The organism is Companilactobacillus allii (assembly GCF_001971585.1).
Taxonomy (GTDB): domain Bacteria; phylum Bacillota; class Bacilli; order Lactobacillales; family Lactobacillaceae; genus Companilactobacillus; species Companilactobacillus allii.
Map to the genome: position 1 here is coordinate 277,744 of NZ_CP019323.1, position 13,890 is coordinate 291,633.

The 13,890-nt window shown below is 36.0% G+C and carries 7 protein-coding genes; 2 read left to right on the forward strand and 5 right to left on the reverse strand.

What is annotated here, in order from left to right:
* Nucleotides 1-18: 18 nt before the first annotated feature.
* Nucleotides 19-1,218 (reverse strand): hypothetical protein, encoded by a 1,200-nt coding sequence (locus tag BTM29_RS01455; RefSeq protein ID WP_076613801.1) that lies wholly within the window; start codon nt 1,216-1,218, stop codon nt 19-21.
* Between the two features lie 146 nt (nt 1,219-1,364).
* Between BTM29_RS01455 and BTM29_RS01460 the strand changes: the two genes are divergently transcribed.
* A complete protein-coding gene (locus BTM29_RS01460; RefSeq protein ID WP_076613802.1) occupies nt 1,365-2,681 on the forward strand; it encodes a PTS sugar transporter subunit IIC in 1,317 nt (438 codons plus the stop codon).
* Between the two features lie 87 nt (nt 2,682-2,768).
* Nucleotides 2,769-3,539 (forward strand): MurR/RpiR family transcriptional regulator, encoded by a 771-nt coding sequence (locus BTM29_RS01465; RefSeq protein ID WP_076613803.1) that lies wholly within the window; start codon nt 2,769-2,771, stop codon nt 3,537-3,539.
* 94 nt (nt 3,540-3,633) lie between these two features.
* Here the strand turns inward: BTM29_RS01465 and BTM29_RS01470 are convergent, their stop codons facing one another.
* The 4 genes from BTM29_RS01470 to BTM29_RS01485 form a co-directional block, all read right to left on the reverse strand.
* Nucleotides 3,634-9,768 (reverse strand): BspA family leucine-rich repeat surface protein, encoded by a 6,135-nt coding sequence (locus tag BTM29_RS01470; RefSeq protein ID WP_076613804.1) that lies wholly within the window; start codon nt 9,766-9,768, stop codon nt 3,634-3,636.
* A gap of 346 nt (nt 9,769-10,114) precedes the next feature.
* Nucleotides 10,115-11,506 (reverse strand): glycoside hydrolase family 1 protein, encoded by a 1,392-nt coding sequence (locus tag BTM29_RS01475; RefSeq protein WP_076613805.1) that lies wholly within the window; start codon nt 11,504-11,506, stop codon nt 10,115-10,117.
* Entirely contained in the window at nt 11,506-12,396 is an 891-nt protein-coding gene (locus BTM29_RS01480; protein WP_076613806.1) for an ROK family protein, read from the reverse strand. Before BTM29_RS01480 ends, BTM29_RS01475 begins: the two co-directional genes overlap by 1 nt.
* Nucleotides 12,396-13,889, reverse strand: coding sequence for a sialate O-acetylesterase (locus BTM29_RS01485; RefSeq protein ID WP_076613807.1), 1,494 nt, complete (start codon nt 13,887-13,889; stop codon nt 12,396-12,398). Before BTM29_RS01485 ends, BTM29_RS01480 begins: the two co-directional genes overlap by 1 nt.
* Nucleotide 13,890: the final 1 nt, after the last annotated feature.

Genomic DNA, 13,890 nt, shown 5'->3' on the forward strand with positions numbered 1-13,890 from the left:
ACATCTCAATTCGAGATGTTATTTTTTTGTTCCAATTTTACAAATTCTATCAACAAATTCATCAGCCATACCCTTTAAAAACACACTATTGTAGCTTTCAAAGTATCTTCCAAATTCTTTATTATCAACAGAATATCCACGATAATCATTTGCTAGTGTAATTAGTAGCGTTGGCTTTTCATCCATAGTTCTTATACGTTTCCCCAACGTGTTAACTAGTTCACCAGGATAAGTAACTATCCTAAAATTAGGGAAATCTAGGATTATCGCCTTTGCCGTAAATTTCGTATGCCCATAATATCTAATATGTTTGTACGTATTTAAAAGTCCGTTTATTCCATCATCATGACTCTTCTTATATTCATCATTTATTTTTTTCCACATTGAGTTTGATGATTCATTATTCACAGCATCATAATCACATTTAAATAATACCTCTGAAACCGACATTGAACTAAAGTCTAGATCAGTTTTCTTAATACTAGTATTCAGTGAATCTGAAACAATATTCCCGATTCTACTAACTTCGTTAAAGGTACTCTCTTGTCTGGTATATCTTGTACTAGTATCTCCGCAATCTGACAAAAGGACCATTTGATATATTCCGTTATCACTTTGATAATTATTTCTTATTTGGCCAATCAAGTCCGCTGATATCATTTTATTATTTACATTCATAATCGTTGGGTGTGTAGCAATAAGTATCACCGATGTTTCCAAATTATTATTATGTCTAAACTTTAATTCATAAATATTGTCATTGTATGGAAGATTCTCACCATTCCTATTTTTATATGCTCCTGGTAAAACCTTGTGACAATCTAAAGTGGCTGAACAATTTACTGTATTATTTATACTATAGGAAGCTGACGATACAATTTTATCGGTTATTTGTCCCCAAAAGGATTCATCTATTTCAGGTTCATCCAACAATAAATCTGTAACTGTAGGTCCTGAATGAGTATGTATAGTTGAAATAATTATTTGATTAAACGGGATATGATATTGTTCAAAAATCCTTCTCTTAATCCTATCTGCACGATACTGAGGAATAGCAACTATATCTATAGAAATAATTATTAACTCATAACCATTATTAATATACATTGTTGATTCAGATAAATTATCGTGAATTCCCTCAGAAAATCTAGGAGTATATCCTTCCATTTGTGTACCAATTTTTGGTGTGATTATTTTACTATCATGTCCAATATTCATAGTAAGTGCCTCCTACTCATAGAGAATAACACAATTTTATAGTTTTTGATATAAATATCATTTAAATATTTGCTATTGATTTTTATATCAATCAGTATATACTATATTTGAAAATGCTTACAGGAATCAAAGGGAGGACATAATTTATGAAGACATCAAATGCATTTTTTGATAGATTCCAAGATGTGATGGATAAAAAGGTAGTTCCAGTTGCAAATAAGATATCCAATCAAAGGCATCTTGCAGCGTTACGTGACGGATTAACAAATCTAGTTCCATTTACTGTTATAGGTGGTATTGCACTTATGATCGCAAACCCACCGGTCAATACTCAGCTAGTTAAGCCTACTAATTGGTTTAATGATTTCTTATTACTTTGGATGGGATGGGCAAAGCAGAATTATAATTTATTAGCAACTCCATTCAATTTATCTATCGGTATTATTTCTATTTACGTTGTATTAGGGGTGTCATATAGATTAGCTCAACACTATAATATGACCGCATTTCCAAATTCACTTGTAGCTTTAATGACATTTTTGGCTGTTGCGGCACCTCCAACAACGGTCAAAGGAAAGCTTATGATTGATACGAACCAATTGGGTTCTAACACAATGTTTGCCGCTATTATAATTGGGTTATTAGTAATTGAAATTAACCGATTTTTAATCAATCATAATATGACTATTAAGATGCCAAAGAGTGTTCCTCCAGCTGTAGCTGCACCATTCCAAGTTCTCTTACCATTATTAGTAAATCTAATAGTTTTCTTGGGTATTAACGGTCTACTAGAAACAACCTTACATACTGGTTTAGCTGATGCAATATTCGTTATATTCCAGCCATTAATGAAAGCTGGAGCATCACTGATTTCAATGACTATTCTTGTTGAAATAGCACTAATATTCTGGTTCTTTGGTATACACGGTGACAACATGATTAGTGCTGTTACCACACCTATTTGGACTGCTGGATTAGTTCAAAATTTGCAAGAGTATGCTCAACATAAACCTTTAACAAATATATATGTTGGTAATTTCACATTCATCTTCGGTGAAGCCGCCGTCTACTTTGCAATTATGATTAGTATGCTATTGTTTGCTAAATCTCCACAATTAAAATCCCTTTCTCACGTTGCATGGCCAGCAACATTGTTTAATATAAATGAACCTCAAGTATTTGGTATCCCAACTGTCATGAATCTATTCACATTTATTCCTAGTTTTATTTGTTTACTAATTGATATGCCTATTGCTTATTATGCAACTACATTAGGTTTAATGAGTAAAACGGCAATGAGTGTTCCGTGGACACTGCCTGCACCATTATATGCAATGATCTCAACTCTGGATTGGCGGGCCGGATTAGTATGGCTAGTTATCTTCCTGATTGATTTTGTCATCATCGCTCCATTCATGATTGCTTATGATAAACAATTAAGCAAAGAAAATACTGAAGAATAATAAAAAGATTCTGGTGACTAATCATCAGAATCTTTTTACATGTTAGAATATTAACTAAAAGTGACAACCACATGAAGGAAGCTAATCATGAACTTAGAGGAACGAATAGGTATCTACTACACTTCACTAACCAAAAGTGAAAAAGATGTTTATCAAGCAGTACTGAATAACCCAGAAGTCATAGTTGATAAATCAATCCAAGAAGCGGCAATAAGTTACAATGTATCCCCAGCTTCAATTCAACGTTTTGTAAAAAGAGTCGGTTATAGAGGGTACACAGAATTCAAATTAGACGTAGAAGATATCATTGCACAAAATAATAATAAAGATTCATCAACTGGTAATAGCAAGTTAAGTGGTATCATCGACGCTTATTTAAAAACATTTAAAACATTAAGAGACATGGATATAGATAATGTTATGTATCAGCTTGCAAACGATATAAAAAAATACGATATTGTAAAAGCATTGGGAATTGGTAATTCTGCACTATCAGCAGAACAACTTGTTTATTCAATGTATTCTGAAGAAAAGTTCATAGAGGCAATACCTGATAAAATCAAAATAGATTATCTAGAAAATTGTTTAACTGATAAATATCTATTAATAATATTCTCAGTTACAGGATCAACAATAACATATGAAAAGTTAATGCAAACAGCACAAAAGAAACATATAAAGGTTTACCTTATCACTATGAATCAAGAAACTCCGTTGCTCAAATATACCGATAATTCTATAATTCTTCCATCTACAAATATAAGGAATACAGATAATTCTCTTTATCGTGTTGATAATCGTACTATTCTATATAGCTTTGCCGAAGTGATTTCGTACTATTATGCAAGTTTGAACTAGATTTAGACAATAAAACACAAAGTCCCTTGGATACACAGACTTAAGATTAATCTGTGCACTCAAGGGACTTTGTTCATTCATTAAAATTTATAACCTAATCAATATCCCGTTTATCAACAATTGCTGGGGTATTTTTTTCATCTAATCTAGAAGTCTTATTAGCGACATCAGATGATGTTGCAGACTTAGTCTGTTTTGATGAATCTCGTGACACTACTGTATTGGTAGTTGAATAATTAATACTATTGGTACTTTCAGATACGGCAGTATTTTGATTACTACCATATTCAAATACATCTTGTTCACTTACGAACTCGTCGGTTGCTACACGATAATACTTCACACCATTGAAGTAAACGTATTTATCCGTGAACCATGATGTGTTAGCCATCAAGGCTCTATTCTTGATAGCATTGCCACGACTGTCTACTATAGTTTTTGCTGAACCACTATTAGTTTCAATATTGGCAACATGAGCTACATATACGTAGGCATCATCAAGCTTGACCCATTCGTTAGTCGCTACACGGAAGTACTTAACTCCGTCTAGTGTCATGATTTCATCTGAATACCAGCTTGTACCTTGACCCAATCCTCTATTCAATATTGGTTCGCCATCTTCTGTATAAAGGTTTGCTGTACCTTCATTGTAATATATAGCAATATCCTGTTTGGAATTGACTATCGTACGATCTGGTTTCGAAGTATCATCTGGATCAGTAGTAGTACCCGAATCACCATTTGATGTCTTAGTGTAAGTTACGACATCTTTTGTTGTAATTGAGCCATCGGCATTAATCGTTGCAGTAATTGTAGTTTTATCGGCTGTATAACCGGTTTTAACCGGTACATCTATCGTTAATGTTTCTCCTGTTATTCCTGTTATATTAGGTAGAACTATATTGCCCATGTTACTTTGGATGGTTACGGTCGACTTTTGAGCACTACCTGTATAGGTGACCTTATCAGCTGTGGTGATTGAGCCATCATCATTTATTGTTGCAGTAATTGTAGTTTTATTTGCTGTATAACCGGTTTTAACTGGTACATCTATTGTTAATGTCTCTCCTGTTATTCCTGTTATATTAGGTAGAACTATATTGCCCATGTTACTTTGGATGGTTACGGTCGACTTTTGAGCATTACCTGTATAGGTGACTTTTTCTGCCGTTGTAATTGATCCATCAGCGTTTACCGTTGCAGAGACAAAAGTTCTGTCAGCTGTGTAACCCTTTTTCAAAGGTACGGTTACCACAACTGTTTCTCCTGTCTTACCGGTGACATTAGGTACAATTATGTTTCCTAAGTTAGTTGGAATAGTTACAGCTGACTCTTGGGAAATACCTGTGTAGGTAACTTCGCCATCTACTGTGATTGTGCCATCGGCATTTACTGTTCCAGTAATTGTATCTTTGTTCTTTGTGTAACCTGGCTTGTCGGGTACTGCGATTGTTACGTTCTTCCCTACAGTTCCAGTTAGACCACTCACTGTTACATCTCCGTAGTTTGTTGGAACAGTTGCTGTCATATCTGTAATAGTTTTGGCTGTATATGTTACCTGGCCTACTACCGTGATTGTGCCATCAGCATTTACTGTTCCTGTGATCGTGTCTTTATTCTTTGTGTAGCCTTGCTTATCAGGCACAGTGATTGTTACATTTTTGCCTACTACTCCGGAAATATTATTTACTGTCACATCGCCATAGTTTGTTGATACCGTTGCTGTCATAGCTGTAATAGTCTTGGCTGTATATGTTACCTGGCCGTTTACTGTGATTGTACCATCGGCATTCACTGTTCCTGTGATCGTGTCTTTGTTCTTTGTGTAACCTGGCTTGTCAGGTACTGTGATTGTTACATTTTTTCCTACTACTCCGGAAATATTATTTACTGTCACATCACCATAGTTTGTCGATACCGTTGCTGTTATATCCGTAATAGTTTTGGCTGTATATGTTACCTGGCCTGTTACTGTGATTGTGCCATCGGCATTTACTGTTCCTGTGATTGTGTCTTTATTCTTTGTATATCCTTCTTTATCAGGCACAGTGATTGTTACATTTTTACCTACAGTTCCAGTTAAATTATCTACTGTCACATCACCGTAGTTCGTTGGAACAGTTGCTGTCATATCCGTAATAGTCTTGGCTGTATATGTTACCTGGCCCGTTACTGTGATTGTTCCATCAGCATTTACTGTTCCGGTAATTGTATCTTTGTTCTTTGTGTAACCTGGCTTATCAGGTACCATGATTGTTACATTTTTACCTACTACTCCGGAAATATCGTTCACTGTAATATCACCATAGTTTGTTGATACCGTTGCTGTCATATCTGTAATAGTTTTGGCTGTATATGTTACCTGGCCCGCTACTGTGATTGTACCATCGGCATTCACTGTTCCAGTTATCGTGTCTTTATTCTTTGTGTAGCCAGTCTTGTCAGGTACCGTGATTATTACATTTTTACCTACAGTTCCAGTTAGATTGTCTACTGTCACATCTCCATAGTTTGTTGGAACAGTTGCTGTCATATCCGTAATAGTCTTGGCTGTATATGTTACCTGACCTGCTACCGTGATTGTGCCATCGGCATTCACTGTTCCTGTGATCGTGTCTTTGTTCTTTGTGTAACCTTCTTTATCAGGCACAGTGATTGTTACATTTTTACCTACAGTTCCAGTTAGATTGTCTACTGTCACATCTCCATAGTTTGTTGATACTGTTGCTGTCATATTTGTAACAGTATTGGCTGTATATGTTATTTTCTCCGTTGTTGTAATCGTTCCATCTGGATTCACTATTGCAGTTACTGTTGGTTTATCTGCTGTATAACCTGGCTTTAATGGTACATCTACCGGTATTTCCTGTCCTGTAGTTCCCGTTACTTCCTTTGATGTAACTTTACTTCCATCACTTGTTGGTATATCTACTGTACTTGTTACTGAATTGACAGTGTACGTTACTTCTTCTTTTGTTGTGATTGTACCATCTGGATTCACTATTGCAGTTACTGTTGGTTTATCTGCTGTATAGCCTGGTTTCAACGGTACATCTACTGATATTTCCTGTCCTGTAGTTCCTGTTACTTCCTCTGATGTAGCTTTACTTCCATCACTTGTCGGTATATCTACTGTACTTGTTACTGAATTGACAGTGTACGTTACTTCTTCTTTTGTTGTGATCGTGCCATCTGGATTTACTGTTGCGTCCACCGTTGGCTGACTTGCTGTATAGCCTGGTTTCAACGGTACATCAACCGTTAATATCTGTCCTGTAGTTCCTGTTACTTCTTTTGATATAGCTTTACTTCCATCACTTGTTGTTATCTCTACAGTACCTGTTACAGAATTGGCTGTATATGTTACTACATCTGTAGTTGTAATCGTTCCATCTACAGTTACTGTTGCCTGTACTGTTTTTTTATCTGCTGTATAACCTGGCTTTAATGGTACATCTACCGGTATTTCCTGTCCTGTAGTTCCTGTTACTTCCTCTGACGTTACAGTCTTTCCATCACTTGTTGGTATACTTACAGTACCTGTTACTGACACAATAAGTGTATATGTCACTACATCATCAGTTGTAATCGTTCCATCAGAATTAACTGTTGCAGTTACTGTTTTTTTATCCGCTATATAACCAGTTTTCACTGGTACATTTACCGCTAATGAACTTCCTACTTCTCCAGTAACGGGATCTGATGTCACAGTCCCGCCATCAGCAGTCGGGATAGTTACGGTACCTGTTACCTTACCTGTTACTATGATTTTTTTACTGTAAGTTGCATTTAATCCTTCACTGCCGCTTCCATTGTATTGGGCCATCCATTCATCATTAGTTAACACATCGTCTGGATTAGCATCATTAACCCAAACTACACTATATGATGTATCAGTCGATGGATCGGTTGGATCAGCTGGTGAAACAACTGATAAACCAGTATTTTTCAAGTTAATCTTTGGTCCCAAAACCAAATCCAATGAGTTGGCCAAATACTTCTTCACATTTTCTGCATAAACTGAGGCGTCCAACATATCTGGATCTCCAACAAAGTTAAGCATATTTTCACTCAAATTATCTCGAATACCTGTCATATCAAAACTAGATATATTCAAGTACGTTAATCCACTAGCTCCACTAAACGTGGCATACATGTCATAAACATTACTAGTATCCCACTTCAACAAATCTAAACTCTTCAGCGAACTAGCATCTTGGAACATACTATCCATACTTGTAAGATTACTAGTGACCCAGTTAGATATATTCAATTCTGTTAATCCACTAGCTCCATAAAACATCGTATCCATGACTGTGACTTGACTAGTATCAAAGTTCGATAAATCTAAGCTAGTCAATGCACTATCATCACTAAACATGCTTGTCATATCTTCCACTTCAGAAGTAACAAATTTTGATACATCCAAACTTGTCAACGCACTAAGGCCATCAAACATGCTATTCATAGTCGTAACCTTGCTGGTATCAAAGCTTGATATAATCAAAGATGTCAATGCTGACGAATCACCATCATAAAACATGGATGACATATCAGTAACATTACTAGTGTTAAAACTCGATAAGTCTAAATTCTTTAATGAATTGGTATTAGAAAACATTAGCTCCATACTAGTAACTTTACTAGTATCAAAATTCGATAAATCTAAGCTAGTCAACGCGCTGGCTCCATTAAACATATTTGACATACCTGTAACGTTACTAGTATCAAAGCTCGATATATTCAATTTTGTTAAAGCCTCATCTGAAGCAAACATATTTATCATACTTGTAACGTTACTAGTGTCAAAGTTCGATAAATCTAAACTAGTCAATGCACTATCGCCATAAAACATACCTGACATACTTGTAACGTTACTAGTGTTAAACTTTGATATATTCAAGTTAGTCAATGCACTATCACCATAAAACATACTTGACATGTCTGTAACTTTGCTAGTGTCAAAGCCTGATAAATCTAAACTAGTTAATGTCAAATCGTTACCAAACATATCCGACATATCTGTAACGTTACTAGTATTAAACTTTGATAAATCCAAACTAGTGAACGTCCTATTGCCTCTAAACATTTTCGACATATTCGTAACGTTACTAGTATCAAAATTTGATAAATCTAAGCTATCCAATGCCTTATCGCCATAAAACATATTCGACATATTTGTAACGTTACTAGTGTTAAACTTTGATAAATCTAAACTAGCCAATGCACTATCGCTATAGAACATCTTAGACATATCTGTAACATCACTAGTATCCAAGTTGGCGAGGCCGTCAATTGATGTTAATTGACCCATATTTGAAAAGTAATTTGTTACACTATCAAGCTTTATTGGTGCATCAATACTAATCTCTTTAATTCCACTTTTATAGCTACTCCAAGGTACACTTGTAGTTGTTAGAGGAACCTTTGATATATGCAAAACATAGTCTGATGTGAGATACCACGTGAAATTAGGATCATCTGCCGCAGAACTTGCTTTATTAGTAGTAAGATCATCCGTTAAGCTAGCCGTAGTATCTTTTGATGCATTATTAGTATCTGTATCAGTTGTGGTGTCTGTATTTGTTGCATTATCTGTACTATTAGTAGCATCTGTATTGTTTGAACTAGATGTAGTATCACCGGTATCAGTGTTTGTATCTGGGGTGGTAGTTGTATTTGTTGCACTATTATTATCATCTGTATTATTTGAACTGGAGTCAGCATTACTTGTATCAGTATCAGTCAATACCGACGTAGACTCTGGATCAATACTCTGAGTTGCACTTGATGTAGTTTTATCATCACTTACTGAATAATTGATAGACTCATTAGCTGTAATTGTTCCATCAGAGTTAACCGTGGCTTTAACAGTCGTTTTGTCAGCGTTATAACCATCTTTAGCTGGGACGTCAACGTCCACTACATCACCAGTCTTACCGGTAACATCTTTAACTACAACATCCCCTAAGTTAGAAGATATCGTTATATCAGAAGTTACCTGTGTATCATTTGCGGTAGCACCCGAAGAATCTGATACTTGGACTTGTTGTGTGTCCGTATTAACTGTGTCAGCATTTACAATCTGCTGACCAAACATTCCTGAAGAGAAGATAATTAACCCTCCAGCAAATGACAAGGTTGATGTTACTATCCATAACTTACCGGATTTAACCAATCTCTTTTTTACAACACTATTTGGATCCTTTTTAAGTTGTTGAAATCTCATATCTAATCCCTCCCTGGATTATGCATGCGCCTCGAAAATACTGTTAATTCGAGACAAGTACAACATACTTTATACTCTTGATTCTGAGTTTTTATAAATAAATTTGATACATTGAAATAAAATATACATATTGTCTTACAACCTCATTTATAACATAAAATAGGGTGTCACAGTTGATTAAGATTCCTTTTTGGCACGATTCTTGAAATGTACCCAAATTTATACCAAAAAGTTTGACAAAACAAATTTTCAGTGTATACCAATGAACCAAAAAAATCGGCATTTACTTACGTAAATACCGACCCTTTAGGTTTATAAATGAATACCAATCGTGTTCTGTTACACTCTAAAATCCATTGTTCTCACTTAACTTTGCATACCATTGTCCAGACTTCTTAATGGTCTTCTTTTGAGTATGAATATCATTTCTAATCAATCCATATCTATTGCGATAAGCGTTCTTCCATGACCAGCAATCAATACCGGTCCAAACGAAGTACCCATGGCAATTGGATCCTGCTTCAATTCCACGATGAAGCTCACTTAGATGATCTTTGATGAATTTGATTCGATAATCATCTTGAACCACACCTTTATCATCTAAGTATCTCTCCTCTTTTGAAACTCCCATTCCATTCTCTGACACGAACCATGGCAAATTGCCATAATTGTCACGAATGTTGATAGCAATATCATATAGAGTCTTTGGATAGATCTCCCATCCCTTATCAACATTCATAACGCGACCTGGCATCTCATAATTATCAAAGTAGATATCAGGCATCCAATCCTGCAAACTATCTGGTGATACGCTCGGTCTCATAACACGTTCTGGGTGATAGAAGTTGACTCCTAGTACATCGATCGTATTATCAGCAATTATCTTCAATTCCTCTGGTGTGCTGTCGAACAAAACATTGGCATCACTCAAGATCTTAACTAGTTTCTTAGGGAAATATCCTTTCACAGCAGGATCTAGATACATATTGTCATCCCACAACGTAGCAAATTCTGCTGCCTTGACATCTTCTGGGTCATTAGTTGCAGGATAAGCGGGAGTGAGGTTTAGAATAGTTCCGATTTTACTATCAGCATTATTCTCCTTACGCCACTTGTTAAACCTCTCTATGGCTTTGGCAGATGCCAAGTTGATATTATAAGCAACTTGAACGGCTGCTGGTCCGTCAACTTTTAGTGGATAATGGAATTGATACAAGTATTCACCATCCAAAATCACCTTAGGCTCATTAAATGTGAACCAGTGTTCCACTTTACTACCGAATAATTCAAAGCACTTTTGTGCGTAATCAGCGAATAGATCAGTTACGTGTTTGGATTCCCAACCACCATACTTTTTGTACAATTCAATTGGTAAATCAAAGTGAAATAGATTGATATAAGGGGTTATTCCATTGTCTAATAGGCAATCAATGACGTTGTTATAAAACTTGACACCATCCTCATCAACTATGCCAAGGTCAACATCAGACATCAATCTTGTCCATTGAATAGAGGTACGCAATGAACGAATACCAGTCTTAGCCATCAACTTAATATCTTGTTTATAATCATTGTAAAAATTAGACGCAGTGTCAGGTCCTACTCCATCGTAGAAATCTTTGGGACTTTTTTCATACCAATAATCGAACACATTTTGATTGGCCTTATGAAAGTTACCTTCAGATTGTGGCCCAGATGTTGCTGCACCCCAAGCGAAGTTCTTTGGAAATTCGAGCATTAATTTACCTCCTTATCAGGATAAGTTTGAAGAAAGTCGACCACTGCCCCACGTAAGTTGGCTTCATCGGTATAATGACAAGCTACCACCTTTGGCTTAATAGATGCAATTTCTACAATATCTCTGATTTTTTCAATTTCTTTATCCACTGATGGAAGCAAATCAGGATTATTTGAAACAGCTCCACCAAGTACTACTAACTCTGGATCAAAACTATATTGTAAATTATAAATTCCTTTAGCTAACGAATAATACATTGTTTGGACTTCTTGTTGGGCACGTTTGTCTCCATTATTAGCGAGATCAAAGACTTCTTTGCCGGAATAATTAGAGATTGGATCTGATGCAGCGTTATATCTATTGGCAACGTTAACCGGTGTGCCTAGGTTACTGAGCGTGTTCTCATTATCAGATAACATGAAGCCAAATTCTCCACCGAACAAGTGGGCACCATGCCAGATCTTGTGATTAATGATCACTGAACCACCGACACCCGTTCCAATAATCAAGAAGATCAAGCTATCAACATCTTTACCGGCACCAGAATCAAGTTCTGCGAGTGCTGCACAATTAGCGTCATTTTCAATGCTTACTGGAAGGCCAAACTTTTCTTCAAGTGCTTGTTGAATCTTGAAGTTATGAATGTAAGGAAGAGCTGAAGCTCCTTCTATCACACCGGACTTTTTGTTAACGGCACCTGGTGAACTGATTCCTACACCAACGATCGATGCAGTTTGTTTCATCTGATTAACTTTGTCGACTAGTTCGTTGTAGAACTCTCCTAGTGTTGAAGGAGTTGGTATCGACTTTAATTTTTTCAACTTATTATCTTGCCACATGGCGAATTTTATAGATGTTCCACCAATATCGATCAAACCCAAATTTTTCATTAATTACGACCCACTTTCATCTCAAACGGCGCCAATGGTGCTCCGTATTCATTAAATATCGTACATTGAGGGTGATTTTTATACTCATATCTAATCTCTATCGCCTGTTTTGCATTAGGGATCATTATTGTATCGCCTAGTACATAGACCTCTTGCTTGATCCATTGTTGGTTATTTCTGATCAGCATGTAAGCGTTACCCTTTATACTTAATGTTACGGCATTTTTGGCAAATAGCAATAACCCTTCACTTACAACTTCTTGTTTGTAAATTGTCGGTGTATCACTATACTGAATTCCTGAAATAATATCTCCGAGACGAGTTCCTGCAACTCGCTTTGATTCTGGGTGAATATTATGTTTATCACCAGTATCTGCTATAGAAACTAGATGAACATCACCAATTCTTTGGACTACGCTTAATTGACTCTGTCTAATCTTGGCCCAAGAATCCTTTGGTTCATCAAAGTAACCTGGCAACTGGACTACATAAAATGGCAATGAATTATCCTTGAATAACTTCCTCCAACTAATAATTAAACCGTACAACAACTTCTCATATACTTCTGGATTGGGTGCATCATTTTCACCTTGGTACCAAACAACTTTGTTGAATGAATAATTCTTAATTTTTTCAATCATTGTATGATATAGCCCATTTGGTCTCAGAAATGACGTATTCGTCATTGGAGGTGGCCATGGTGTATGTCCCACTTTATCCTTGGCATCACTCAAAGAAACTTCTGGATACTTTTTGGTGAACGCGTCTAGCTTAGTATTGTGATCATCGACTTTGGCATAATATGCACTAAGTTCTTCTTTAAAGTCATCCTCAGTCTTTTTATCGACTGCCTTATGAAATGGCTCTATAAAGGTAGAAACTAATAATGCATCATTTTGTAAGACTTCTTCTGGCACCCAAGATGATGCCGAAGTCCCACCTTTGTAACAGTCAATAATTCCAACTACTTGATTCGGGTGTATCTGCTTAATACGTTTTAGCATCCAATATCCAACGGCCGATAGACTACCGACTGTTGTATCTTTTACCATCTTCCAAGAAGGGGTGAGTAAATCATCTGGTAAAGTCTGTTTCTCATCTTGATACTCAAGCTTTGGGATATTTATATAGTAGGAATCTTTAAAGTCTATATCATTTACCTGTTCTTGGTACTCACAGTCATTCTTGAACTCATACTCGATATTTGATTGACCAGTCAAAAGGATAACTTGTCCGGTTTGGACATTTTTGACGGTTAATTGGTCATCTAGACTTTTAACTTTCAAAGTTGTTTTAACATTTGTGTCTATTGGTGCGACTGACACTACCCAATTGCCACTATCATCTGAAGTTGTACGCAATACTTGATCATCTATCTCGATATAAACATCAGTATTACTAACCGCAAGACCGCTTATCTTAAAGGGTTTGTTTGCAGGTATAATCATGTTTTCTGAATATATGGGATCAAGTCTTAATTCATCACTTGCCATA

Excerpts from the sequence above, each read along its gene's own strand:
- BTM29_RS01485 (WP_076613807.1), bottom strand. The coding sequence starts at position 13,889 with ATGGCAAGTGATGAATTAAGACTTGATCCCATATATTCAGAAAACATG.
- BTM29_RS01480 (WP_076613806.1), bottom strand. The coding sequence starts at position 12,396 with ATGAAAAATTTGGGTTTGATCGATATTGGTGGAACATCTATAAAATTC.
- BTM29_RS01455 (WP_076613801.1), bottom strand. The coding sequence starts at position 1,218 with ATGAATATTGGACATGATAGTAAAATAATCACACCAAAAATTGGTACA.
- BTM29_RS01460 (WP_076613802.1), top strand. The coding sequence starts at position 1,365 with ATGAAGACATCAAATGCATTTTTTGATAGATTCCAAGATGTGATGGAT.
- BTM29_RS01475 (WP_076613805.1), bottom strand. The coding sequence starts at position 11,506 with ATGCTCGAATTTCCAAAGAACTTCGCTTGGGGTGCAGCAACATCTGGG.
- BTM29_RS01470 (WP_076613804.1), bottom strand. The coding sequence starts at position 9,768 with ATGAGATTTCAACAACTTAAAAAGGATCCAAATAGTGTTGTAAAAAAG.
- BTM29_RS01465 (WP_076613803.1), top strand. The coding sequence starts at position 2,769 with ATGAACTTAGAGGAACGAATAGGTATCTACTACACTTCACTAACCAAA.